21 protein-coding genes are annotated in these 24,253 nt (G+C 63.1%); 8 read left to right on the forward strand and 13 right to left on the reverse strand.

Translation table 11 applies throughout. The annotated features are described in order from the left end of the window. Window position 1: 1 nt before the first annotated feature. From BM338_RS15600 to BM338_RS15625, 6 genes are all read right to left on the reverse strand, one after another. Entirely contained in the window at window positions 2-469 is a 468-nt protein-coding gene (locus tag BM338_RS15600; RefSeq protein ID WP_090452250.1) for a low molecular weight protein-tyrosine-phosphatase, read from the reverse strand. Then, window positions 466-1,242, reverse strand: a complete 777-nt coding sequence (gene kdsB / locus BM338_RS15605; protein ID WP_090452252.1) for a 3-deoxy-manno-octulosonate cytidylyltransferase — start codon at window positions 1,240-1,242, stop codon at window positions 466-468. Before kdsB ends, BM338_RS15600 begins: the two co-directional genes overlap by 4 nt. A 62-nt stretch (window positions 1,243-1,304) precedes the next feature. Continuing rightward, window positions 1,305-2,612, reverse strand: coding sequence for a 3-phosphoshikimate 1-carboxyvinyltransferase (gene aroA, locus BM338_RS15610; protein WP_090452254.1), 1,308 nt, complete (start codon window positions 2,610-2,612; stop codon window positions 1,305-1,307). A 46-nt stretch (window positions 2,613-2,658) separates the two neighbouring features. Then, window positions 2,659-3,777, reverse strand: a complete 1,119-nt coding sequence (gene pheA, locus BM338_RS15615) for a prephenate dehydratase (RefSeq protein WP_090452256.1) — start codon at window positions 3,775-3,777, stop codon at window positions 2,659-2,661. An 86-nt stretch (window positions 3,778-3,863) separates the two neighbouring features. Then, window positions 3,864-4,949, reverse strand: coding sequence for a 3-phosphoserine/phosphohydroxythreonine transaminase (gene serC, locus BM338_RS15620; RefSeq protein WP_090452258.1), 1,086 nt, complete (start codon window positions 4,947-4,949; stop codon window positions 3,864-3,866). Window positions 4,950-5,018: 69 nt separating this feature from the next. Further along, a complete protein-coding gene (locus BM338_RS15625) occupies window positions 5,019-5,786 on the reverse strand; it encodes an FHA domain-containing protein (RefSeq protein WP_090452260.1) in 768 nt (255 codons plus the stop codon). A 391-nt stretch (window positions 5,787-6,177) separates the two neighbouring features. On the opposite strand from BM338_RS15625, the gene BM338_RS15630 reads away from it, so the two are divergent. Both BM338_RS15630 and infA read left to right on the forward strand, forming a co-directional pair. Next, window positions 6,178-6,453: a polyhydroxyalkanoic acid system family protein gene (locus tag BM338_RS15630; protein WP_090452262.1), complete on the forward strand. Its 276-nt coding sequence runs from the start codon at window positions 6,178-6,180 to the stop codon at window positions 6,451-6,453. 83 nt (window positions 6,454-6,536) lie between these two features. Continuing rightward, window positions 6,537-6,755 (forward strand): translation initiation factor IF-1, encoded by a 219-nt coding sequence (gene infA, locus BM338_RS15635; protein ID WP_019466733.1) that lies wholly within the window; start codon window positions 6,537-6,539, stop codon window positions 6,753-6,755. A gap of 138 nt (window positions 6,756-6,893) precedes the next feature. Here infA and clpA read toward each other — a convergent pair whose 3' ends face one another. Further along, window positions 6,894-9,164: an ATP-dependent Clp protease ATP-binding subunit ClpA gene (clpA, locus tag BM338_RS15640; protein ID WP_090452264.1), complete on the reverse strand. Its 2,271-nt coding sequence runs from the start codon at window positions 9,162-9,164 to the stop codon at window positions 6,894-6,896. A gap of 63 nt (window positions 9,165-9,227) precedes the next feature. Beyond that, window positions 9,228-9,554, reverse strand: coding sequence for an ATP-dependent Clp protease adapter ClpS (gene clpS, locus BM338_RS15645; RefSeq protein ID WP_090452616.1), 327 nt, complete (start codon window positions 9,552-9,554; stop codon window positions 9,228-9,230). A gap of 133 nt (window positions 9,555-9,687) precedes the next feature. On the opposite strand from clpS, the gene BM338_RS15650 reads away from it, so the two are divergent. From BM338_RS15650 to hflD, 3 genes are read left to right on the forward strand one after another with little or no spacing between them, the layout of a single operon-like run. Further along, a complete protein-coding gene (locus BM338_RS15650) occupies window positions 9,688-10,179 on the forward strand; it encodes an NUDIX hydrolase (RefSeq protein WP_090452266.1) in 492 nt (163 codons plus the stop codon). Continuing rightward, entirely contained in the window at window positions 10,176-11,306 is a 1,131-nt protein-coding gene (gene mnmA / locus BM338_RS15655) for a tRNA 2-thiouridine(34) synthase MnmA (RefSeq protein ID WP_090452268.1), read from the forward strand. The genes BM338_RS15650 and mnmA overlap by 4 nt, the downstream gene beginning before the upstream one ends. A gap of 10 nt (window positions 11,307-11,316) precedes the next feature. After that, window positions 11,317-11,940 carry a high frequency lysogenization protein HflD gene (hflD, locus tag BM338_RS15660; RefSeq protein ID WP_090452270.1) on the forward strand — a complete coding sequence of 208 codons (624 nt, stop codon included), beginning with the start codon at window positions 11,317-11,319 and terminating at the stop codon, window positions 11,938-11,940. Between the two features lie 99 nt (window positions 11,941-12,039). On the opposite strand, the gene BM338_RS15665 is transcribed toward hflD, so the two are convergent. Continuing rightward, on the reverse strand, window positions 12,040-12,948 hold the full coding sequence (locus tag BM338_RS15665; RefSeq protein WP_090452272.1) for a LysR family transcriptional regulator: 909 nt from the start codon (window positions 12,946-12,948) through the stop codon (window positions 12,040-12,042). A gap of 104 nt (window positions 12,949-13,052) precedes the next feature. After that, the gene (gene acnB, locus BM338_RS15670) at window positions 13,053-15,644 is read right to left on the reverse strand and encodes a bifunctional aconitate hydratase 2/2-methylisocitrate dehydratase (protein ID WP_090452274.1); all 2,592 of its coding nucleotides are present in this window, start codon (window positions 15,642-15,644) and stop codon (window positions 13,053-13,055) included. A 352-nt stretch (window positions 15,645-15,996) separates the two neighbouring features. On the opposite strand from acnB, the gene acnA reads away from it, so the two are divergent. Beyond that, window positions 15,997-18,747, forward strand: a complete 2,751-nt coding sequence (acnA, locus tag BM338_RS15675; protein ID WP_090452276.1) for an aconitate hydratase AcnA — start codon at window positions 15,997-15,999, stop codon at window positions 18,745-18,747. A gap of 74 nt (window positions 18,748-18,821) precedes the next feature. Here acnA and BM338_RS15680 read toward each other — a convergent pair whose 3' ends face one another. After that, the gene (locus BM338_RS15680; RefSeq protein WP_090452278.1) at window positions 18,822-19,259 is read right to left on the reverse strand and encodes a hypothetical protein; all 438 of its coding nucleotides are present in this window, start codon (window positions 19,257-19,259) and stop codon (window positions 18,822-18,824) included. Window positions 19,260-19,395: 136 nt separating this feature from the next. Between BM338_RS15680 and BM338_RS15685 the strand changes: the two genes are divergently transcribed. Next, on the forward strand, window positions 19,396-21,087 hold the full coding sequence (locus BM338_RS15685; RefSeq protein ID WP_090452280.1) for a long-chain-fatty-acid--CoA ligase: 1,692 nt from the start codon (window positions 19,396-19,398) through the stop codon (window positions 21,085-21,087). Between the two features lie 123 nt (window positions 21,088-21,210). On the opposite strand, the gene BM338_RS15690 is transcribed toward BM338_RS15685, so the two are convergent. Next, window positions 21,211-21,582: a PilZ domain-containing protein gene (locus BM338_RS15690; RefSeq protein ID WP_090452282.1), complete on the reverse strand. Its 372-nt coding sequence runs from the start codon at window positions 21,580-21,582 to the stop codon at window positions 21,211-21,213. An 80-nt stretch (window positions 21,583-21,662) separates the two neighbouring features. After that, on the reverse strand, window positions 21,663-22,838 hold the full coding sequence (gene dinB, locus BM338_RS15695; RefSeq protein WP_090452284.1) for a DNA polymerase IV: 1,176 nt from the start codon (window positions 22,836-22,838) through the stop codon (window positions 21,663-21,665). A gap of 478 nt (window positions 22,839-23,316) precedes the next feature. On the opposite strand from dinB, the gene BM338_RS15700 reads away from it, so the two are divergent. Beyond that, a complete protein-coding gene (locus BM338_RS15700) occupies window positions 23,317-24,222 on the forward strand; it encodes a segregation and condensation protein A (protein WP_090452286.1) in 906 nt (301 codons plus the stop codon). The last annotated feature ends 31 nt before the right edge of the window (window positions 24,223-24,253 follow it).

Here is a 24,253-nt window from a genome sequence, read left to right on the forward strand (position 1 = left end):
TTCATCGGCTGCGCAACCGCCGGATCAGGCCGGCGACGCCGCGCTCAGCCAAGGCAACGGCTTCGGTGAAACCTTCCTCTTCGCCGTAGTACGGATCAGGGAACTCGGCAGGCGGCGCTGAGGCCGCCCACTCCAGAAACAGACCGATCTCCGCCGAGGACCGCGGAGTCACCAAGCGCTCAACGCCATACAGATTATCGCGATCCATCGCCAGCACCAGATCAAATGCTTCCAGATCGCCTTGCTGAAACTGGCGGGCACGATGCCCAGACAAATCGAAGCCAGCAGCCTCCGCTGCGCGACGCATCCGTGCATCCGCCCCCTTCCCCACGTGCCAGGAACCGGTGCCACAGGAGGCGACCATCACGTCCAGCCCTACTTCGGCACAACGCCTGCGTGCCACTGCCTCGACCAATGGCGAGCGACAGATATTGCCCAGGCAAACAAACAGCAGCCGCGACGCGCTCATGTCTGCTGGCGCAGCCACCGCTCTGCGCGTTCCAGATCCACCTTGGTATCGATACCGGGCGGGAACGGTTCCGGCGTCAAGCGCACGGCGATGGCATGGCCATGCTCCATCACGCGCAACTGCTCCAGCGACTCGGCCTGCTCCAGCGGCGTGCGGCTAAGGCTGGCATAGCGCTTCAGGAAACCGGCGCGATAGGCATAGATGCCGATATGGCGCAGGAAGGGCACGTCGCCGGGCAAGACATCGCGATTCGCGGCAAAGGCATCGCGTGCCCACGGCAGCGGCGCGCGGCTGAAATACAGAGCGCGGCCCGTCGCGCTGCGTACCAGCTTCACCACATTCGGATCGAACAACTCATGCGCGTCGGTGATCGGAGTGGCCAGCGTGGCAACTGGTGCGTCGTCCTCGGCCAGCGCACGCGCCACTTCGCGAATGCCTGCGGCGGGAGCAAATGGTTCGTCGCCTTGCAGGTTCACCACGATGGCATCGTCAGCCCAGCCATAGTGCACTACGCATTCAGCCAGGCGATCGCTACCGGAGGCGTGATCGCTGCGCGTCATACAGATATCCACGCCGTTTCCAGCCAGCGCGTCGGCGATGCGCTGATCATCCACCGCCACCACGACCTGAGTGGCGCCGGCCTGCAATGCACGGTGTGCGACCCGCACCACCATCGGCACGCCAGCGATCTCCCGCAGCGGCTTGGCCGGCAGGCGGGTGGAGCCGTAGCGAGCAGGAATGGCGACAATGAAGGGCGGTACGTGGGCGGACATGGCGACCTCGACTCAGAGGCCGCCAAGCCTAACCGCAACGCAGGGCAGAGACGAGTAGTCGGTCAGGCCGCGCGCGAAAGCTCAAAGCCACAGCCGTTGGCGAGTTCGAGAAAGCCGGGGAACGACGTGGCCACGTTGTCGCAGTCGTTGATACGGATACTGCCCTGCGACACCAGACCAGCCACGGCAAAACTCATCGCAATACGGTGATCGCCGTGACTGTCCACATCACCACCAGCCAGCGCGCCGCCGTCGATGATGGCGCCGTCCGGCGTCTCCTCGATAGCCGCTCCGATCGCACGCAGGCCTGCCGCCATGGTGGCGATACGGTCGGACTCCTTCACCCGCAACTCGGCGGCGCCGCGCACCACGGTGCGTCCCTGCGCGACCGCGGCAGCGACAAACAATGCAGGGAATTCGTCGATCATGTCCGGCACCAGTGCCTCGGGCAGCTCGATGCCATGCAGCGGTGCATAGCGCACGATCAAATCGCCGACCGGCTCGCCGCCGCTTTCACGTTCGTTCTCAATGCGTATGTCTGCCCCCATCAGGCGCAGCGCCTGCAACAGGCCAGTGCGACGAGGGTTCAGGCCCACCGCAGGCAGCCGTAATTCGGAGCCGGGCACGATGCTGCCCGCCACCAGGAAGAACGCGGCAGAAGAGAAATCCGCCGGCACATCCACATCCGTCGCCCTCAACGTATGCCGCCCAGAAAGACGCGCGCGGCCGGGCTCGAATGCGATTGGCCAGCCAAAAGCGGCCAGCATGCGCTCGGTGTAGTCACGGGTGGGATGTGGCTCAATGACCTCGGTTTCACCCTCGGCATAGAGGCCGGCCAGCAACAGCGCCGACTTCACCTGCGCACTGGCCACTGGCAGGGTGTACTTGATGCCGTGCAGCGCCTGCCCGCCACGCACATGCAGCGGCGGCAACCCATCCTGGGTATCGATGCGCGCGCCCATCAGGGCCAGCGGCTCGGTGACACGGCGCATGGGGCGCTTCGACAGCGAAGCGTCACCGATCAACGTGCTATCGAACACCTGCCCCGCCAGCAAACCCGACAGTAGGCGCATGCCGGTGCCGGCGTTGCCACAGTCCAGTGCCTCGGCGGTTCCGCGCAAACCGTGCAGGCCTACGCCATGCACGACGCGCTCACCATCCGCCGGCGTTTCGAAGTGGACACCCAGCTTCTGCAGCACGGCGGCCGTGGCGCGGGTGTCCTCACCCTCAAGGAAGCCGCGTATATGCGAGCGGCCATCGGCGAGCGCCGAAAACATCAGTGCGCGGTGGGATACGGATTTGTCGCCCGGCACGCGCACGCTGCCCTGCAGCGTCCGGCTCGGATGGCTGTTCCAGTCGAGTCGACTCACGAAGCAATCTCCACTGGCGGGCGCCTGGCGCCCGCCACTTGATCAATCAGGGCAGCGCTACCGGGTAGGAACCGAGCACGCGTACTTTGGCGGCGGCCGTGCCCATCTCGTGCATAGCGGCCTGGATCGCCGCATCCTGCACGTGGCCGGACACGTCGATAAAGAACGCGTACTGCCATTTGCCCGTATGCGCGGGGCGCGATTCGATGCGGTTGAGGCTCACGTCATGCTTGGCGAACGGACTGAGCACGTCGTACAGCGCACCCGGCTTGTCGTTCACCGTGATCAGCAGCGACGTGCGGTCGTTGCCTGACGGCGGGAACAGCGAGCGACCGATCACCAAAAAGCGCGTGGTGTTGTCGGCGCGATCTTCGATGGCGCTGGCGAGGGTCTTGAGGCCGTAGACGCGACCGGCTGTTTCGCCAGCGATCGCCGCTGCATCGTCGGCATGCCGTGCCAGCCGCGCAGCTTCGGCATTACTGCTCACCGCGATGCTTTCCACACCCGGCAGATTGATGCGCAGCCAGGTCTTGCACTGCTGCAGCGACTGCGCGTGCGCGTAGACCCGCTTGATGTCTTCCATGCGCCCACCCTGCGAATGCAGGCACTGATGCACACGCAGCTCCACCTCGCCACAGATCTTGGCATCGGAGGTCAGGAACATATCCAGCGTGACCTGGATCATGCCCTGGCCGGAATTCTCGACCGGCACCACGCCGAAATCGGCATGGCCCGCGGCCACTTCCTGGAACACTTCTTCGATGCTGCCTAGTGGCAAGCCATAGGCAGCATGGCCGAAGTGCTTGCGCACCGCCTGCTCGCTGAATGTGCCTTCGGGACCGAGAAAGCCGACCTTGAGCGGGTCTTCCTGGGCGAGGCACGACGACATGATCTCGCGGAACAACCGCACCATCTCGGTATCCGACAACGGACCGTGGTTGCGGTCCACCACCATGCGCAGCACGTGGGCCTCGCGCTCGGGTCGGTAATAGTCGATGGCGGAAAGCCCCTCGCCTTTGACGCGAGCCACTTCCTGCGCCCAGTTGGCGCGCTCGGAAATCAGCTCCTGGATCTGGCGGTCGATGCTGTCGATGCGTTCACGCACTTGCGTGAGCGAACCGCCGGCATCGTTCTTGGTCTGGTCGGGCTTTCCCTGGTCGGTCATGGTCTGGCGGTCTGGGGGTAAAGAAGTCCAAATGATTTGTGCATAGTGCCCGATTCTTTTCCGGAATGGTCACTGGGCGCGCTCGCTCATCCATGGCGAGCGGCGAAATCCTTCATAAAACTCACCAAGCCCTGCACGGCCTCCAACGGCACCGCGTTGTAGAGCGACGCACGCATGCCGCCGAGGGCCTTGTGTCCCTTCAGCGCAAGCAGGCCCGCAGTCTCGGATTCCTTCAGGAAGGCCGCATCGAGCGCGCTATCGTGCAGGGTGAAAGGCACATTCATGCGCGAGCGTGCGCTCGTCTCTACGGGATTGCGGTAGTAGCCACCGGAGCCATCAATGGCCTGATACAACAGCTCGGCTTTGGCGTGGTTGCGCTTACCCACAGCGGTCAGGCCGCCCTGGGCCTTCAGCCACTGGAAGGTCAAGCCGGCGAGATACCAGCCCCAGGTGTTGGGGGTGTTGAGCATCGAGTCGTTTGCTGCCTGCTCCGCATAGCGAAAAATCTTCGCCATCGGACGCGAAACACGCTGCAGTAGATCGCGGCGAACAATCATCACCACTAGACCCGACGGCCCGATGTTCTTTTGCGCACCAGCGTAGATCAGCCCGAAGCGGCTGATATCGAGCGGCTCGGACAGAATATTGGAAGAGAAGTCCGCCACCAGCGGCACGTCGCCGACATCCGGAATCTCGTGGTACTCCACGCCATGAATGGTCTCGTTCGGCGTGTAGTGCACGTAAGCCGCGCGAGGATCGAGTTGCCAGGATTCGCGCGACGGCAGGCGCAAGTACTGATCGGCCTTGCTGCTGCCCGCGATATTCACGCGCACATAGGGCGCAGCTTCACTCGCCGCCTTCTCGCCCCAATGCCCGTTGACGATGTAGTCGGCGCTATCGCCCTCACCGGCCAGATTCATGGGAATCTGCGCAAAATGCTGAGTGGCTCCGCCTTGCAGGAACAACACGGCGTAATCGTCCGGAATGCTGAGCAGTTCGCGCAGATCTGCCTCGGCCTGCTGGGCCAGGCCGATAAACAGTTTGCCGCGATGGGACAACTCCATCACCGAGGCGCCACTGCCGTTCCAGTCCAGCAACTCGCGCTGCGCGCGTTCCAGTACGACCGAGGGGATGGCGGCCGGCCCCGCACTGAAATTCCAAACCCTGCTCACTAAAGACGCCTCGTGGGGTGCAATCCCCGCATTATGGCGCGGCGCAGCAACCCGAGGTCAACGGTTGCCTTAGAAACGAACCAGCAGGATCAGTGCGATACCAAGCGCAAGCACGGCAGCCGTGACAATCAGCCACCACACTTCACCGCGCGGCCCGGCATCCTCTTCGGGCAGATGCGCCGGCTCCGGCTCGGGCATCACGATCTCGGGCTCCGGCTCCATGCCGGGGGCGTCGATGACGAAGCGATGCATGGCAAGACCGATCTGGTCGCCCGGCTGCAAGGCCGCTTGCTCCACAGCGACGCCGTTGACCCGCAACGGGTAGCGCGCCGATGACTGGATGGTTTCGAGCCACAGCTGGCCATCCCGCCACGACACACGCAACGAAGCGGCCTCACCTTGCGGCAGTTCCAGCGGATAGCGACCCAGCGGCCCCAGCTCCAGCTTGTCCTGCACCGACAGCACGCGGCCCGACAACGGTCCGGCCACGGCGCGCAAGGCCACGGTGCAGCGCTCAAGCGCCGGCGCATCGAGCGGATGGCGCGCACCCGGCTCGTCGTCAGAGCGCAGCAACATGCGGCAATCACCCACGCTGAGGATGTCGCCCGGCCGCAACAGAGCTCGCTCGCGCACCGGCCTTGCGTTCACATAGATACGATTGCCCTGCGGCAGCACTTGCAATACCCAGCCGCGACGATCCTGCTGGATGCGTAGATGATGGTTGCCAGCCTGATGGGCGGCGAGCACGAGATCGTTATCCGGCGCGCTGCCGATCCTCAGCAGCAGCTGGTCCCAGCGGAAGTCTTCGCGGGCCGAATTGGGAAACTCGATGCGCATCTGTGAACCAGTCGATAGACGGGCGGGACTCTAGCAGATGAGCGAGACAAGTCCGATGTCAGGGACCCTCTGATCTATTCCACGCAGGCGTCACCGTTGTTGTTTGCGCGCAGCTCGCCGTTGTGCTGACGAAGGCAGACTGGATGTCTGTCGAGACAGCGCGGCGGCGAGCTGCGCGCAAACAGCAACGGCCCAACCTTTGTTTTTAGATGAATGGGTGATCTCCCGAAGGCGCGCTGCGGCCACCGCGTGGCGAAGCGCCTGACTGGCCGTCAGGTCGAGCCGCGCGGTGGCCGCAGCGCGCCTTCGGGAGATCATGCCGCCTGCGTGGAATAGATCAGAGGGTCCCTAAACCGCGTAATATGCTTCATTTGCCAGTTGGAATTCGCCTATGCCGAAGATCGATATCCGCCGCCCGCACCAGCTTTCGATGGCCGAAGCTCGCGCTGTGGTCGACAAGGTCGCCACGCGCATGCAGGAGAAGTTCGGCATGAGCGGCCAATGGCAGGGCGACACGCTGAGCTTTTCGCGCCCGGGTGTGAGCGGGTCCATCGCGGTCGAAAAAGAGGCCATCCAGGTCAAAGCCGAGCTGGGCATGATGCTGGCCCCCCTCAAAGGCATGGTCGAGGACGAGATCCGGCGCAAGCTGGACGAGCATTTCAGCTGATGAATCTTTAACCATGCCGGTATCCATGGCATAATCGCCCGCTTAAGCGGCCATGACGGCTGCAACCTCACCGACCGGAACGCATGGCCAAAGACGACGTCATCGAAATGGAAGGCACGGTCCAAGAGACCTTGCCCAACACCATGTTCCGCGTGCAGCTGGAAAACGGGCACGTGATCACCGCCCATATCTCCGGCCGCATGCGCAAGCACTACATCCGCATCCTCACCGGCGACAAGGTCAAGGTCGAGATGACCCCCTATGACCTGACCAAGGGTCGTATCACGTACCGCATGAAGTGATACCCGTAGGAGCGCGCCCTGTGCGCGAATAACCTACGGAGCGGAATCACCGGGATCGCGCACAGGGTGCGCTCCTACAGATACAAAAAAAGGCCGCGCTGTAGCGCGGCCTTTTTTTCGTTCGCCCGCGGTCTTGCCTCAGGACACCACGGCCGGCAACTTCTCTGCCGCCTCGGCATCCACTTTCAGCTCGCCGTCGAGCACACTCAGCTTGACCTTGCCGCCTTCGGACAACTTGCCGAACAGCAACTCGTCGGCCAACGCGCGCTTGACCTTCTCCTGGATCACGCGGGACATCGGGCGGGCACCCATCTGCGGATCGAAGCCGTGCTCAGCCAGCCAGCGACGGGCATCGGCATCCACGTCCAGGCTGACGTGCTTCTCGGTCAACTGCGATTCGAGCTCGATCAGGAACTTGTCGACCACGCGCAGGATGTGCTCGAAATCCAGCGCATTGAACTGGATCACCGCATCGAGACGGTTGCGGAACTCCGGCGTGAAGGTGCGGCGGATCACTTCCATCGCATCCATCGAATGGCTCTGCTTGACGAAACCGATGCCGCGACGCGACGCCTGTTGCGCGCCCGCATTGGTGGTCATCACCAGCACCACATTCTTGAAGTTCGCCTCACGGCCATTGGTGTCGGTCAGCACGCCGCGATCCATCACCTGCAGCAGGATGTTGTACACATCCGGATGCGCCTTCTCGATTTCGTCGAGCAACAGCACCGCGTGCGGATGCTTGGTCACCGCCTCCGTCAGCAGGCCGCCCTGATCGAAGCCGACATAGCCCGGAGGCGCACCGACCAGGCGCGACACCGAATGCGCTTCCATGTACTCGGACATGTCGAAGCGGATCATTTCGATACCGAGCTGCATTGCCAGCTGACGCGTGACCTCGGTCTTGCCAACGCCGGTGGGGCCGGCCAGCAGGAAGCAGCCGATGGGCTTGGACGGGTCGGCCAGACCGGAACGCGCCATCTTGATCGAGGCCGAGAGCGCCTCGATCGCCGCGTCCTGCCCGAACACCACCATTTTCAGGTTGCGCTCCAGGTTCCTCAGCACGTCGCGGTCGGAAGCCGAGACCTGCTTGGCCGGAATGCGCGCCATCTTGGCCACGATGTATTCCACCTCCGGCACATCGATTTTGCCGGTGCGCTGGTCGGCCGGCAGCAGGCGCTGGCGGGCACCGGCCTCGTCGATCACGTCGATAGCCTTGTCCGGCAACAGGCGGTCGGGAATGTGCTTCACCGACAGATCCACCGCCGCCTTCAACGACTCGTTGGTATAGACCACGTTGTGGTGCTCTTCGAAACGCGAACGCAGACCTTTGAGAATCTCGATGCTGTCGGCCACGGTCGGCTCGACTACGTCGATCTTCTGGAAACGACGGGCCAGCGCGCGATCCTTCTCGAAGATGCCGCGGAACTCCTGAAAAGTCGTCGAACCGATGCAACGCAGCTCGCCGGAGGCCAGCATGGGCTTGATCAGATTCGACGCATCCATGGTGCCACCCGACGCCGAACCGGCACCGATGATGGTGTGGATCTCGTCGATGAACAGGATCGAGCCTGGCTGCTTCTTGAGCTGCGAGATCACGGCCTTCAGGCGCTTCTCGAAATCGCCACGGTACTTGGTACCGGCCACCAGCGCACCGAGATCGAGCGACCAGATGGTGGCGCTTTCCAGCACCTCCGGTACGTCGCCATCGACGATACGCTTGGCCAGGCCTTCGGCCAGCGCGGTCTTGCCGACACCAGCTTCGCCGACATACAGCGGGTTGTTCTTGCGGCGGCGGCACAGCACCTGGATGGTGCGCTCGATCTCATCCTCGCGGCCGATCAGCGGATCGATCTTGCCTTCCAGCGCAAGTTCGTTGAGGTTGCTGGCGTACTCGCTCAGCGGATTGCCCTTGGGCTCGCCGCCCTCTTCGCCCTCACGCTCGCCACCCGGCATGCTGGACGACGGCTCGTCGCCGATCTTGGCAATGCCGTGCGAGATGTAGTTGACCACGTCGAGACGAGTAATTTCCTGCTGGTGCAGGAAGTACACCGCGTGCGAATCCTTCTCGCCGAAGATAGCCACCAGCACGTTCGCGCCAGTGACTTCCTTACGACCCGAGGACTGCACGTGGTAGACCGCCCGCTGCAGCACACGCTGGAAGCCCAACGTGGGCTGGGTATCGCGTTCGTCGCCGTGCGGCAGTACCGGCACGGTCTCGGCGATGATCTTTTCCAGCTCGTGCGTCAGGCGTGGCAGGTCGACACCGCAGGCGCGCAGCGCGCCCAGGGCCGACTGGTTTTCGGTGAGTGCGAGCAGCAGATGCTCCACGGTCATGAACTCGTGGCGCTGCTCGCGGGCCTGCTTGTAGCACTGGCCGATGGTGACTTCGAGATCCTTGCTAAACATCCGGACCTTCTCCGCTTGAATGGCAGGGCGGCTGACGCCGCGATGACCACGAAATGGGGTCGCTCAGAGCTTTTCCATAGTGCACAACAACGGGTGCTGATGGGCACGTGAATATTCGTTCACCTGGGTCACCTTGGTCTCGGCCACCTCCCTGGTAAACACGCCGCACACACCCTTGCCGCGGGTATGCACATGAAGCATTACCTGCACCGCACGCTCCTGGTCCAGGCTGAAGAAGCTGCGTAACACCTCCACCACGAAATCCATCGGGGTGAAATCATCATTGAGCAGTACCACTTGAAACAGTGGCGGCCGGGCTACCTCCGGACGGGAGGTTTCAACCGCCAGGCCTTGTTCGTGGCCTTGCTCGTGTTCGGGTTCGTGCGCCATGGTTTCAGGATGCCGGATCTTGGTCAGGAGTATAACGCCGGGATACCGCATGGGCTCCGGGCACGGATGAGTTCTTCAGGTAATGGCACAATGCTGCCTTTTCCAGTGCTGGCAACGGCGCCATATCATCCCCATGAACGATACCCAGGCCTCCCCCTCCGCCGTCTGGTGCCCCCGCGTCACGGTCGCCTGTGTGGTGGCCGACGGCGATCGCTACCTGATGGTTGAGGAAGAAATCGCCGGCCGCCTTGCCTACAACCAGCCTGCTGGCCATCTCGACGACGGCGAAAGCCTGGCCAGTGCCGCCGTGCGCGAAACGCTGGAGGAGACCGGCTGGAGCGTCACTCTTGAACACCTGATTGGCGTCCATCAATGGCGCAGCACCGAACACGGCGACAGTGTGGTGCGTTTCAGCTTTGCCGCGCGCGCCCTGTCACATGATCCGCAGCGCCCGCTGGACAAAGGTATCCGTCGCGCCCTCTGGCTGACCCGTGCCGAAATCGCCGCCATGGGCGACCAGCTGCGCAGCCCGCTGGTACTGCAAAGTATCGATGCCTGGCTGGCCGGCCAGCGCGTGCCGCTGACCGTGCTGGGCAGCCTGCTGCCGGAGGATCGCTACCCGTGAAGGTAATGCTCGGCATTTCCGGCGGCGTGGACTCTTCGGTTGCCGCCCTTCTTCTGCAACAGGCCGGCCATCAGGTCGAAGGCCTGTTTATGCAGAACTGGGAGGAGGACGATCGCAATGGCCCTTGCACGGCCGACGCTGACCGCAAGGACGCCGTGGCCGTCTGCGGCCGCCTGGACATTCCATTCCACGCGCGCAATTTCGCCGCCGAGTATTGGGACGGGGTGTTCGAGCACTTCCTGGCCGAATATCGCGCGGGTCGCACGCCGAACCCTGACGTGCTGTGCAACCGCGAGATCAAGTTCAAGACCTTCCTGGACGAGGCAAGCGCGCTGGGCGCGGAAAAAATCGCCACCGGCCACTATGCGCGCGTCGATTTCAAAGACGGCCGCTACCGCCTGCTGCGCGCGGTGGATGCCGCCAAGGACCAGACCTATTTCTTGCATGCGCTGGGCCAGCGACAGCTCGCGGCCACGCTGTTCCCGATCGGCGAAATCGAGAAATCGCAAGTGCGTCGCATGGCGCTGGAAGCCGCGCTGCCCACGCATGCCAAGAAAGACTCCACCGGCATCTGCTTTATCGGCGAGCGCGATTTCCGCGAATTCCTCAGCCAGTACATCCCTGCCCGCCCCGGCGAGATGCGCACACCCGAAGGCCAGCGCATCGGCGAGCATCAGGGCGTGATGTATTACACCCTGGGCCAGCGCAACGGCCTGGGTATCGGCGGACGCCAGGGCGCTGGCGGCGACGCCTGGTATGTCGTGGGCAAAGATGTCGCCGCCAACGTGCTGTACGTTGCGCAAGGTGGTGAAAACCACTGGCTGTATTCGCAACGCCTGATCGCCGAAGTCCCCAGCTGGGTCGCCGGCAAGGCGCCTGCTGCCGAATTCCGCTGCACCGCCAAGACCCGTTACCGCCAGCAGGACCAACACTGCACCGTGCATCTGTTTGAAGGAGGAGTGGAAGTGCGCTTCGACGAACCCCAGCGTGCGGTAACGCCCGGCCAGTCCGTGGTGTTCTACGGCGGCGAAGCCTGCCTCGGCGGCGCCGTGATCGCTCGCACCGATGCTCCCTACGGCGGCTGGAACGCCGCCCCTGTCACCGAAGAGTCCGTCCAACGTGCTTGAAACTTTTGCTATGAACGAAGAACGCGTGCTCGCCCTTGCCGGCTTGTTCCAGGCCACGGCGCTGGCGCAGCAGCTGGCGAACGACGGACGCTGCGACGAAACCGCCTTCGAAGCCAGCCTGGGCAGCGTATTTCGCATTGACGCCGCCTCGGTGGCCGGCGTCTACGGCAATGTCGCCGGCGTGCGATTGGGCCTGCGCAAGCTGATTTCGCAGCTCGACGAAAACGGCCGCGACATGGCCATTACCCGTATGGCTGTGACCGTGATGCGGCTGGAGCGCAGCCTCGCTCGCCACAACCAGCTACTCAACGATTTGCAGCAGGGCATCGTATCCGCGCAACGCCAGGTCGAGCACTTCGGACAGAACTCGCCCCAGGTCATCAAGCGTTTGGCCGAGCTATATGTCTCCACGCTATCCACGCTGAAGCCGCGCGTGATGGTCACCGGCAATCCGCAGCAGCTGCAGCAACCCAACGTGGTCGAGAAAGTACGCTCCAGCCTGCTTGCAGCGGTGCGTTCGGCAGTGCTGTGGCGGCAGATTGGAGGACGTCAGTGGCAGCTGCTGCTGTATCGCCGCCAGTGCAGCATGCTGGCGCGTGGGCTGCTCACCGGGGCGACGCTGGATAACGGCTAAGCCCGGCATCTCATCGTAGGAGCCCACCCAGTGGGCGACCGGCGTCCGATAACGCCAGCTTCGCTGGCTTCGCGCACAGGGTGCGCTCCTACTGTGGCTTCATACCTCGTCGATCAGTCTAAGGCCCGGCCGTTGCTTTGCCAGCTTGCGTAGCAGATCCGCAAAAGCCTGCAAGTCGCTACCCCACGGCGAGGCCTCACGCCAATACAGCGCAATCTCACGACCCGGCGCCTGCCCCTTGATCTTCGCCAGCGCGATATTGGGCGTTGAAGCGAGGCGCTCATGTGCCAGCGCCGGCACCAGGGCATAGCCGCCGCGCAAACCCACCAATGCGGCCAGGCTTTCCAGACTGACGTCCTGCACGTGGCCACCGCCGAGCACGTCGTCGGCGTGGCTTTCCGTCATCAGGGTCGCTTCGCTGGCGTCCAATTGCTCCAATGCTACGGTGCGGCGGCTGGCCAGAGGATGATCTGCGCGGAGCATCACCTCCCACGGCTCGAAAAACAGCGGGCGCATGGCAATGCCGCTGACCGCAGGCACCGGGGGCGCCAATACCGCGTCGAGTTCACCCTCGTGCAGGCGCCGCAGCAGACCGCGCGGCTTGCCCTCGGACAGGCTCAAACGGGCCTCCGGAAAATGCTGGGGGAACGGTGCGATCAGATGCGGCAACAGATACGGTCCCAGCGTGGCCAGAACGCCCAACCGCAATTCACCGCCGAACGCCACCTCGCCGGCACGCGCCGCCTGCTGCAAATGCTCGGCGGCCAACAGCACCGCGTCGATCTGCTCCAGCAGCCGTTGCCCACCTGCTGTCGGCACAATGCGCCGGCCGCCACGCTCGAACAGCGGCGCGCCGAGTGCCTGCTCCACTTTCTGCACCTGATGCGACAGCCCGGAAGGGCTGATATGCATCGCGCGCGCCGCGCTGTTAAAGCTGCCATGCCGGCGTACGGCCTGTACCAGGGTCAGGTCGCGCAGCGAGACTACCGATAAGTGGGTGGAAATCATCCTGCCTGTCGCCTCGTTGCCCTGCCCGTCGTGTGGGCGGCGCAAAGCATAAACGACGAAGCCCGGCACAGGGCCGGGCTTCGCGTTCCGCTTTGGTTGACGACTCAGGCGTCGACAGTGTCGGCGACCTGCTTGAAGTCCTCGATCTGGTCGAAGTTCATGTACTGGTAGATCTTGTCACCATTGGCGTTGATCACGCCGATGTCGGTCATGTACTCGGCCTTCGTCGGAATGCGGCCCAGACGCGAGCAGATCGCGGCTAGCTCGGCCGAACCCAGGTACACGTTGGAGTTCTTGCCCAGGCGGTTCGGGAAGTTGCGGGTGGAGGTAGAGAACACCGTGGCACCTTCGCGCACCTGTGCCTGGTTGCCCATGCACAGCGAACAACCCGGCATTTCCATGCGCGCGCCGGCCGTGCCGAGTACGCCGTAGTGGCCTTCCTCGGTCAGCTGCTTCTGGTCCATCTTGGTCGGCGGAGCCACCCACAGCTTGGTCGGAATATCGCGCTTGCCTTCCAGCAGCTTCGATGCCGCCCGAAAATGACCAATATTCGTCATGCACGAACCGATGAACACTTCATCGATGGCGGCGCCGGCCACGTCGGACAAGGTCTTCACATCATCCGGATCGTTCGGGCAGGCCACGATCGGCTCATGCACATCGGCCAGATCGATCTCGATCACCGCCGCGTACTCGGCATCCGCATCGCGATCCATCAGCTGCGGATCGGCGAGCCAAGCCTCCATCGCCTTGATACGGCGATGCAGGCTGCGAGCGTCCTGGTAGCCCTGGGCGATCATGTACTTCAGCAGGGTGATGTTCGAGTTGAGGTACTCGATGATCGGTTCCTTGTTGAGGTGCACGGTGCAACCCGCAGCGGAACGTTCAGCCGAAGCGTCGGAGAGCTCGAACGCCTGCTCCACCTTCAGGTTCGGCAGACCTTCGATTTCCAGGATGCGGCCGGAGAAGATGTTCTTCTTGCCCTGCTTGGCGACGGTGAGCAGGTCGTGTTTGATCGCATAGAGTGGGATCGCATTGACCAGGTCACGCAGCGTCACGCCCGGCTGCAGCTCGCCCTTGAAGCGCACCAGCACCGACTCCGGCATATCCAGCGGCATCACGCCGGTAGCTGCCGCGAAGGCAACCAGGCCGGAGCCGGCTGGGAACGAAATGCCGATCGGGAAACGCGTATGGCTGTCGCCGCCGGTGCCGACCGTGTCGGGCAACAGCATGCGGTTGAGCCAGGAATGGATCACGCCGTCGCCCGGACGCAGGCTGATGCCGCCACGGGTGGAGATGAAGGCCGGCAGTTCATGATGCGTCTTGACGTCGACCGGCTTCGGATACGCGGCGGTGTGGCAGAACGACTGCATCACCAGATCGGCCGAAAAACCCAGGCACGCCAGGTCCTTCAACTCATCGCGGGTCATCGGGCCGGTGGTGTCCTGTGAGCCCACCGAGGTCATCTTCGGCTCGCAATAAGTACCCGGGCGCACGCCCTGGCCTTCCGGCAGGCCGCAGGCGCGACCCACCATCTTCTGCGCCAAGGTGTAACCCTTGCCGGTATCGACTGGATTCTGCGGCAGGCGGAACAGATTCGACGCCGGCAGGCCCAGCGCCTCGCGCGCCTTGGCGGTGAGGCCGCGGCCGATGATCAGCGGAATGCGGCCACCAGCGCGCACTTCGTCGAACAGCACGTCGGACTTCACCTGGAATTCGGCGATCACTTCGCCATTCTTCAGCGCCTTGCCTTCATACGGACGCAGCTCGACCACATCGCCCATTTCCATCTGGGAGACGTCGAGTTCGATCGGCAGCGCGCCGGCGTCTTCCATGGTGTTGTAGAAGATCGGCGCGATCTTCGAACCCAGGCACACGCCGCCGAAGCGCTTGTTCGGGATGAAGGGGATGTCCTCGCCCGTCCACCACAGCACCGAGTTGGTCGCCGACTTGCGGCTGGAGCCGGTGCCGACCACGTCGCCGACGTAAGCGACCAGGTGTCCCTTGTTCTTGAGGTCGAGGATCTGCTGGATCGGGCCGCGCTTGCCGTCTTCCTCCGGCTGGAACGGCGCGCCGTCGCGCTTGTTCTTCAGCATGGCCAGCGCGTGCATCGGGATATCCGGGCGCGTGGTGGCATCGGGAGCCGGCGACAGGTCGTCGGTGTTGGTCTCGCCCGGCACCTTGAACACGGTGATGGTCATGCTCTGCGGCACTTCCGGACGGCTGGTGAACCACTCGGCGTCGGCCCAGCTCTGCAGCACGGCCTTGGCGTTGGCATTGCCCTTGTCGGCCTTGTCCTTGACGTCATGAAAGGCGTCGAACATCAGCAAGGTCTTCTTCAGCGCCTCGGCAGCGATACCGCTGACCTGCGCGTCATCGAGCAATTCGACCAGCGGATGGATGTTGTAGCCACCCAGCATGGTACCGAGCAACTCGGTCGCCTTATCGCGGCTGATCAGCGTGCACTTCTCGGTGCCAAACGCCACGGCAGCCAGGTATGAAGCCTTGACCTTGGCGGCATCGTCGACGCCAGCCGGGACACGGTGGGTGATCAGATCAACAAGGGACGCTTCTTCGCCAGCCGGCGGGTTCTTCAGCAGTTCGATCAGGTCGGCGGTCTGCTGGGCCGACAGCGGCAGCGCGGGAATTCCCAGGGCGGCGCGTTCGGCGACGTGTTGGCGATAGGCGTTGAGCATGTGATCTCGTCCGTTGATTGGCGAAGGGCAGAACGACCGGCCGCATCAGGCAGGGGAGCAAAAATCCAGCTCTCAAGCCATTTACGGGGATCATTTCAGCCGCTTATTTTGCCAGTCGGCCACCATCTGCCGCAACGCAAGACGTTGTTTCCGCCAGCGTTCGAAATCTTGCAATGACCTTATCGCGTCATAACCGGACGGGTAGCTTGCACCCATCGGCTTTTGCCCCAAACTGGCCGGCATCCCTCCGCGGAAGACCGGCCTTTTGCAATTACGCTCACGTTCCCTGCTCTAGGATCCCCCTGCTACGCCCCGCGCGTCAGCCCGACTCAAAGCAACAGGAGTTCGTCCCATGCTGGATTCATTCGCCACCCGCGACACCCTCAAGGTCAACGGCAGCTCGTATCAGATCGCCAGCCTCACCAAGCTCGGCCAGCGCTTCGATCTCAAGCACCTTCCCTACTCCATGAAGATCCTGCTGGAGAACCTGTTGCGCCACGAGGATGGCGTCAACGTGACCTCGAAAGAAATCGAGGCAGTCGCTAAATGGAACCCCAAGGCCGAGCCGGATACCGAGATCGCCTTCATGCCTGCCCGCGTGGTGCTGCAGGACTTCACCGGCGTGCCTTGCGTGGTCGACCTGGCAGCGATGCGCGACGCCGTGGTGAAACTGGGTGGCGATGCCAACCAGATCAATCCGCTGGCGCCGGCCGAGCTGGTGATCGACCACTCGGTGCAGGTCGACGTGTTCGGTTCCGAATCGGCGCTGGAGAAAAACGTCGAGATCGAGTTCGAGCGCAACCAGGAGCGCTACTCCTTCCTGCGCTGGGGCCAGAAGGCCTTCAATAACTTCAAGGTCGTACCACCGCGCACCGGCATCGTGCATCAGGTGAACCTGGAGCATCTAGCCCGCGTGGTGTTCACCGCCGAGAAAGACGGTGAGCAGTGGGCCTACCCGGATACCGTGTTCGGCACCGACTCGCACACCACCATGATCAATGGCATCGGGGTGCTGGGCTGGGGCGTGGGCGGCATCGAAGCCGAAGCCGCCATGCTCGGCCAGCCCTCGTCGATGCTGATTCCGCAGGTGGTCGGCTTCAAGCTCACCGGCAAACTGTCGGAGGGCGTTACCGCTACCGACCTCGTGCTTACCGTGACCCAGATGCTGCGCAAGCTCGGCGTGGTGGGCAAGTTCGTCGAGTTCTTCGGCGATGGCCTCAAGCATTTGCCGCTGGCGGATCGCGCGACCATCGCCAATATGGCGCCGGAATACGGTGCGACCTGCGGCATCTTCCCGGTCGACCAGGAGGCGCTGAACTATATGCACCTGTCAGGCCGTAGCGACAATCAGATCGAACTGGTCAAGGCCTATGCGCAAGCCCAAGGCTTGTGGCACGACGAGAACACCCCGCACGCGCAGTTCACCACCACGCTGGAGTTGAACCTCGCCGACGTGAAGCCCTCGCTGGCTGGCCCGAAGCGCCCGCAGGACCGCGTGTTGCTGGAAGGCGTGCAGAAGAGTTTCCACGATGCGGTGGGTCCGCTGACCGCCAACCGCAAGCCGCGTAATGAGGAAACCTCCAACTTCATCAGCGAGGGCGGTACGACGGCTATCGGCAATCCGGCGAACGCCATTACGAATGGCGGTGTGCGCGTCGAACGGAACGGCGAGAGCTTCAAGCTCGGCGATGGCGCCGTGGTCATCGCCGCCATCACCTCGTGCACCAACACGTCCAATCCGGCGGTGATGCTTGGCGCCGGATTGCTGGCCAAGAAGGCAGCGGCCAAGGGTCTCAAGGCACAACCATGGGTGAAGCCTTCGCTGGGCCCGGGCTCACTGGTGGTCACCGACTATCTCGAAAAGACAGGCCTGCTCAAGGAACTGGAGAAGGTCGGCTTCTATGTGGTCGGCTATGGCTGCACCACTTGTATCGGCAACTCCGGTCCGCTGCCGATCGAGATCAGCAAGGGCATCGCCGAAGGTGATCTGGCGGTTGCCTCGGTGCTGTCCGGCAACCGCAACTTCGAAGGCCGCGTGCATCCGGAAGTGAAAATGAACTATCTGGCCTCGCCGCCGCTGGTAGTCGCCTATGCACTCGCCGGCACGCTGGATATCGACCTGACCAAGGATGCACTCGGCACCGGCAGTGATGGCAAGCCGGTCTACCTCAAGGACATCTGGCCGACCAACAAGGAGATCTCCGACACCATCGCCGGTGCGATCAACCCGGCCATGTTCGAGAAGAACTACGCCGACGTGTTCAAGGGCGACAGCCGCTGGAACAAGATCGCCTCGCCGGACGGCGCACTGTTCAAGTGGGACGACTCCACCTACATCAAGAATCCGCCGTACTTCGACGGTATGAGTAAGGAAGCCGGCACCATCGAAGATATCCATGGTGCGCGCGTACTCGGCCTGTTCGGTGACTCCATCACCACCGACCACATCTCGCCGGCCGGCTCGATCAAGAAGGATAGCCCGGCAGGCCGTTTCCTGATCAGCAAGGGTGTTGATCCGAAGGACTTCAACTCCTATGGCTCGCGTCGCGGCAACGACGATGTGATGGTGCGCGGCACCTTCGCCAACATCCGCATCAAGAACCTGATGCTCAACGGCGTCGAAGGCGGCTATACCTTGCACGTGCCTAGCGGCGAGCAACTGGCCATCTACGATGCCGCCATGAAGTACAAGGCGGAAAAGACCCCGCTAGTAGTGCTGGCCGGCAAGGAATACGGCACCGGCTCCTCGCGCGACTGGGCGGCCAAGGGCACCTTGCTGCTGGGCGTGAAGGCAGTGATCGCCGAAAGCTTCGAGCGCATCCATCGCTCCAACCTGGTCGGCATGGGCGTGCTGCCCTGCCAGTTCCTGGATGGCCAGAACGCACAATCGCTCGGTTTGACCGGCAAGGAAACCTTCGACATCACCGGCCTGAAAGGCGGCGAATCGAAGGAAGCCAAGGTGGTCGCCACCGCCGCGGACGGCAGCAAGAAGGAGTTCACCGTAAAGGTGCTGCTGCTGACGCCGAAGGAGCGGGAGTTCTTCCGCCACGGCGGCATCCTGCAGTACGTGTTGCGTCAGCTGGCAAGCAAGAAAGCCGCCTGATCAGAACGCGCAAAATGAAAACGCCGCCCCCGGGCGGCGTTTTCATTGAATCATCAACACCCCAGGGTGCGCTCCTACAACGATTGCGTCCATGTTGCCGTATAGCAGCGCCAGTCGCGCCCTTCCCTGCGCCAGGCTGTTTCCACGTTGAACATGCCCAACTCAGCGGGAAACAACTTGCCGCCACTACCCAACGTGACGGTGAAACGCGCCACATAGCGGTCGCCGCGTGGCTCGATCGCCACGGGGCCCATCACCACATGCACAGTTTCGCCGCGCAGCTTCGCTACAAGCAGCAAATTGCCCAAGTCCTTGCGGCTCATGCTGCCGGCATTGCCGTCGAAATCCTCTGTCAGCACGCCGGCCAGTGCGCCCGCATCCACCTGCCCCGCGCCCTGGGCGGCGGCACTGATAGCCTGCCGGATACGCTGCTCATCCGGCTCGCGGTGACAGCCGGAGAGCACGAGCGCGAATACGGCGAAAAACACCGGCAAAAGAACATTTCGCTTCATCGGGGCATCCCAAAAACCTCGTTGCGATGCGGCTTGCCGCTGTGCGCGAGCGTATGCTCCAATGCCGCGTCATCATGATGCCCCATGCGCACGCAAGCCGCGACGCGGGCAGTCGATACAGGAGCAGGGATCAAACATGAGCAACGAGCGTCCGTGGCTGGCCCACTATCCGGATGGCGTACCCGCGCAGATCGACATCAACGCCTACGCCTCCGTTGCCGCGGTGCTGGAAGAATCCTTTGAGCGCTATCGTGATCGCCCGGGCTTCTGTAATTTCGGCAAGCAACTCAGTTATGGTCAGGTCGATGAGCTGAGTCGCCAGTTTGCTGGCTACCTCACCGGTGTACTCAAGCTCGCCAAGGGCGATCGCATCGCGATCATGATGCCCAACGTGCTGCAGTACCCGATCGCCCTGTTCGGTGCGCTGCGCGCCGGCCTGGTAGTGGTCAACACCAACCCGATGTACACGGCGCGCGAACTTCAGCACCAACTGGAAGATGCCGGTGCCAAGGCCATCGTGGTGCTGGATAATTTCGCCGCTACGCTGCAGCAAGTCGTGGATAAGACCGAGGTGAAGCACATCGTCACCACCGGCATCGGCGACCTGCTGGGCTTTCCGAAGGGTACGCTGATCAACTTCGTGCTGAAGCACGTCAAGAAGATGGTGCCAGCCTTCAACCTGCCGCATGCCGTGCGCTTCCGTGATGCGTTGGCGCAAGGTGCCGTGCATCCGATGCCGAAGGTGTCGCTGACGCATGACGACATCGCCTTCCTGCAGTACACCGGTGGTACTACCGGCGTAGCCAAGGGTGCCATGCTCACGCACGGCAACATGGTCGCGAACATGCTGCAGGCTGGCGCATGGATCGGTAACAACACCAAGCCCGGCGAAGAGGTGATCATCACCGCGCTGCCGCTATATCACATCTTCTCGCTGACGGCGAACGGCCTGGTGTTCATGCGCCTGGGTGGACTCAACTGGCTGATCACCAACCCGCGCGACATGCCCGGTTTCGTGAAAGAGCTGAAGAAATCCAAGTTCACCGCGCTCACTGGCGTCAACACGCTGTTCAACGGCCTGCTCAACACACCAGGCTTCGCCGAAGTGGATTTCTCGCGCCTGCATCTCACCCTCGGCGGCGGCATGGCCGTGCAACGCGCGGTGGCGGAGCGCTGGAAGAAAATCACTGGCATTCCGCTGGCCGAAGCGTACGGCCTTACCGAAACCTCACCCGCGGTATGCATCAACCCGCTGGATATAAAGGATTACAACAGCTCCATCGGCCTGCCCGTGCCGTCTACCGACGTGGCGATCTGGTCTGAAGAAGGCCAGCCGCTGCCCATGGGCGAAGTGGGCGAACTGATGGTCCACGGCCCGCAGGTGATGAAGGGTTACTGGCAGCGTCCTGACGAAACTGCCAAGGTGCTTGGCGCGGATGGCTGGCTGCATACCGGCGACATCGCGCGCATGGATGAGAACGGCTACTTCTATATCGTTGATCGCAAGAAAGACATGATCCTGGTGTCCGGCTTCAACGTGTATCCGAACGAGGTCGAGGACATCGTGATGACGCACCCCGGCGTGGCCGAGGTGGCCGCCGTTGGTGTGCCGGACGAGCACTCGGGCGAAGTGGTGAAACTGTTCGTGGTGCGCAAGGACCCGAACCTCACCGTGGAAGCGCTCAAGGAGTTCTGCCGCGAAAACCTCACCGGCTACAAGCGCCCCAAGATCATCGAGTTCCGCGACTCGCTGCCCAAGAGCAACGTGGGCAAGATCCTCCGCCGCGAATTGCGCGACGAGAAGAAAGCGGCGCCGACCAGCGCCTGAGAAAAAGCATCTGTCCCTGAGCCTGCTCACCCCTCAGGGCAGCCCACTCCGGGGCAGTGAACAGGCTCGAGGCGCCACGACCCGCGCCATCGCGGGCACATGAGACGGCCCCGTCGCGACGATTCACTCGTCGTGCCACATCTCCAGGATGTCGGCGTAGCCACCCAGCAGGTTCCACAACGGGACCTGCTTGTCCTCCGGTATACGTGTGTAGGCAAAACCGATGTGGCGGTCGGAGATGCGCGCCACCTGTGCTTCGAGATGGATGTGCAGGTCATGGCCAAAGATCATGTCCAGCATCCAGCTCTGCCCTACCTCCCCCTGCCAGCCGAGCGGACGCCGCAACAAGGCGCCGGTAGCCGAGATGTCGACCAGCTCCGTCGGCTGCGACTGGCTGCCGCGACTCATGAGCACGGTGGTCTCGATCCGCATGCGCGCAGGGCGCAGTTGTTCGGGATCCGAACCGCTCCTGGGTTTGCCGTCGGCTTTGGTCATGCCTTTCCTCCCATCGCACTGCATCCCGCAGTGCCCACCCGCCTTGTCCCACGGCCGCCATCGCGGCCACCCCAAGGCCTTCAATCCTGCTTGCGCGTCCGCAATATTCCTGCGCGCACCAGGCTACCCGTGCCGAAGCGTCGATTGATCCCGTCCTGCACCCGATCCGTCGCGGCGCCTTTCGCGCCGACAGCGAACATATCCTCCTGCGCTCGCCTGCCGAAACCGGACAGGCTCACACCGAGCAGGCGCAGGCGCGGTCTCGACTGCGTCTGCCACCAGAGGTAAAGCAAGCGGCGTGCCACCTCATAAATCTCGCTGACCGACGCACTCGGCGCCTGCAATGGCGCCTGACGCGTATAGGTGACAAACGGCGGCTCGCGTAGTTTCACCGTCACCGTAGTGCCACGCAGCTCGCGTGCCCTGGCGCGTGTTGCCACACGCTCGCATTGGCGCAGTAACCAGGATTCGGCCATCACCCACTGATCTACATCGAGGTCGAAAGTGTGCTCCGCCCCGATCGACTGCTCGGCCTGCACCGGCTCGACCGCGCGCTCGTCTTCGCCACGCGCCAGCGCCTGCAGCACGGCGGCCTGACGTCCGAGCGCACGCCCTAGACGCGCCGGGTCACATGCTGCCAATTCGCCGATAGTGCGCACGCCGATGCGATGAAGTGCCTGCTCGGTGACCTTGCCGACCGTCCACAAACGCCCCACCGGCAGCGGCGCCAGCCGGTGGGTGGCCTCGCTTGCCCTGATATGCAAAAAACCGTCAGGTTTGGAGATCTCACTGGCCAATTTAGCCAGGAGCTTGTTGGGTCCCATGCCGACCGAAGCGATCAGTCCGGTGCGTTCATGGATGCGTTGTTTGATGCGGCGACCGATGTCCTCGACCGGGCCGAGCAGACGCAGACTGGCGCTGACATCAAGAAAGGCCTCGTCGAGCGACAACCCTTCGACCTCAGGCGTCACTTCGTGAAACACACCAAACACCTGTTCCGACAGTTCCTGATAGCGCGCCGGACGGGGCACCAAGTAAATCCCGTCAGGACACAGGCGCCGGGCCTGAACCGTAGGCATCGCCGAGCGCACGCCGTAGCGGCGGGCTTCGTAGCTGCAGGTAGAGACCACCCCGCGCGGCCCCAGACCACCCACGATCACCGCCTCGCCGCGCAGCTCCGGGCGGTCGAGCTGCTCCACCGCCGCATAGAAGGCGTCCATATCAACATGGATGATCGAGCGTTCGGCGGCCGGCATGCTGCAGCATTTTGCCCGCAGTGCGCTGGACTGGATACCATCCGGCGCACTGGACTTAGCGTCTTCCAGCCGCTAATCTTCGACCTGCGTGGGTCATAGGGTGCACGCCTGCCGGTCAGGGCCGGCACAGCAGAAGCACCCGCCCGATGCACTCAGCAGACCTCTTGCACAGCCCGTGACGCAGCTCTCACGCGTTTCGGCTTGCGTTTTTGCCACGGCCCGATCCGGATCAAAGCGCACAAGGGTTGCTCACGGCCAGCCTGATCGAAACTGCAGTAGCGCGGTTTCGTCATGGGGTACCGCGACGGTGGCGCCTACTGCGCCTCGGCTAGGCATCGTGCAATGAGTTTCACGGGTGTTCGCCAGTTGGCCACCACCCGAAGCGGGGACATTCCTGAGCGAATGCCGGTGGAACCCGAGGGTTCCGAACGTGTTGAACGCACTGCAAGCCGTTACGGCGGCCCAACGACATGTATTGATGAGCACTGAGCCAGTCGAGCCTCAGCCGGTCGCAGCACCGCAAGACGCTTTTGCGTCGGTACCGCAACAACAGGAAATGCCGCTAGCCATCGTGCGCGGTGAACCGATGTTGCAGATGCCACAAGACCTGTACATCCCTCCGGATGCACTGGAAGTCATCCTGGAGGCGTTCGAAGGACCGCTGGATCTCCTGCTGTACCTGATCCGCCGGCAGAACCTGGACATCCTCGATATTCCGATTGCCGAGATCACCCGGCAGTACATGGAATACATCGACATGATGCGCGACGTGATGCGCCTGGAGCTTGCCGCCGAGTACCTGTTGATGGCGGCGATCCTGGCGGAGATCAAATCGCGCCTGCTGCTGCCTCGTCCGCCGGTGGAAGAAGGCCTCGAGGAAGACCCCCGCGCCGAACTGGTGCGCAGGCTGCAGGAGTACGAACGCTTCAAGAGGGCGGCGGAGGATATCGAAGCCCTGCCCCGCATGGAGCGCGACACAGTGGCGGTGCACGCCGACACGGGCGAGCGCACCGTGATCAAGTTGCCGCCGCCGCTGGATCTAAAGGAGCTGCTGCTAGCCCTCAAGGACGTGATGCACCGGGCCGAATTGTTCGGGCATCACGCGATCAAGCGTGAGGCGCTCAGCGTGCGCCAGCGCATGGGCGAGCTGCTGAGCAAGCTGGACGACAGCAGCTTCCATCGCTTCGAAACGCTGTTCGACCCGACCGAAGGCCGGCTCGGCGTGGTGGTCACCTTCCTGGCCATGCTGGAACTGGCCAAAGAAATGCTGGTGGAAATCGTGCAGGAGGAGCCGCTGGCTCCGATCTACGTGAAGGCAAAAGTCTCGCACTTCGAAGAAATCATCGAAGAGGCCGCTCCCGAACGGGCCTCCGCCGCCGACTGAGTCGGTACCTGAAAGCATCCGCATCCGATCA

The sequence above is a fragment of the Dyella sp. OK004 genome (genome assembly GCF_900114495.1).
Classification (GTDB): Bacteria; Pseudomonadota; Gammaproteobacteria; order Xanthomonadales; family Rhodanobacteraceae; genus Dyella_D.

Excerpts from the sequence above, each read along its gene's own strand:
- BM338_RS15600 (WP_090452250.1), bottom strand. The coding sequence starts at position 469 with ATGAGCGCGTCGCGGCTGCTGTTTGTTTGCCTGGGCAATATCTGTCGC.
- kdsB (WP_090452252.1), bottom strand. The coding sequence starts at position 1,242 with ATGTCCGCCCACGTACCGCCCTTCATTGTCGCCATTCCTGCTCGCTAC.
- pheA (WP_090452256.1), bottom strand. The coding sequence starts at position 3,777 with ATGACCGACCAGGGAAAGCCCGACCAGACCAAGAACGATGCCGGCGGT.
- BM338_RS15625 (WP_090452260.1), bottom strand. The coding sequence starts at position 5,786 with ATGCGCATCGAGTTTCCCAATTCGGCCCGCGAAGACTTCCGCTGGGAC.
- BM338_RS15630 (WP_090452262.1), top strand. The coding sequence starts at position 6,178 with ATGCCGAAGATCGATATCCGCCGCCCGCACCAGCTTTCGATGGCCGAA.
- infA (WP_019466733.1), top strand. The coding sequence starts at position 6,537 with ATGGCCAAAGACGACGTCATCGAAATGGAAGGCACGGTCCAAGAGACC.
- clpA (WP_090452264.1), bottom strand. The coding sequence starts at position 9,164 with ATGTTTAGCAAGGATCTCGAAGTCACCATCGGCCAGTGCTACAAGCAG.
- clpS (WP_090452616.1), bottom strand. The coding sequence starts at position 9,554 with ATGGCGCACGAACCCGAACACGAGCAAGGCCACGAACAAGGCCTGGCG.
- BM338_RS15650 (WP_090452266.1), top strand. The coding sequence starts at position 9,688 with ATGAACGATACCCAGGCCTCCCCCTCCGCCGTCTGGTGCCCCCGCGTC.
- hflD (WP_090452270.1), top strand. The coding sequence starts at position 11,317 with ATGAACGAAGAACGCGTGCTCGCCCTTGCCGGCTTGTTCCAGGCCACG.
- BM338_RS15665 (WP_090452272.1), bottom strand. The coding sequence starts at position 12,948 with ATGATTTCCACCCACTTATCGGTAGTCTCGCTGCGCGACCTGACCCTG.
- acnB (WP_090452274.1), bottom strand. The coding sequence starts at position 15,644 with ATGCTCAACGCCTATCGCCAACACGTCGCCGAACGCGCCGCCCTGGGA.
- acnA (WP_090452276.1), top strand. The coding sequence starts at position 15,997 with ATGCTGGATTCATTCGCCACCCGCGACACCCTCAAGGTCAACGGCAGC.
- BM338_RS15680 (WP_090452278.1), bottom strand. The coding sequence starts at position 19,259 with ATGAAGCGAAATGTTCTTTTGCCGGTGTTTTTCGCCGTATTCGCGCTC.
- BM338_RS15685 (WP_090452280.1), top strand. The coding sequence starts at position 19,396 with ATGAGCAACGAGCGTCCGTGGCTGGCCCACTATCCGGATGGCGTACCC.
- BM338_RS15690 (WP_090452282.1), bottom strand. The coding sequence starts at position 21,582 with ATGACCAAAGCCGACGGCAAACCCAGGAGCGGTTCGGATCCCGAACAA.
- dinB (WP_090452284.1), bottom strand. The coding sequence starts at position 22,838 with ATGCCGGCCGCCGAACGCTCGATCATCCATGTTGATATGGACGCCTTC.
- BM338_RS15700 (WP_090452286.1), top strand. The coding sequence starts at position 23,317 with ATGAGCACTGAGCCAGTCGAGCCTCAGCCGGTCGCAGCACCGCAAGAC.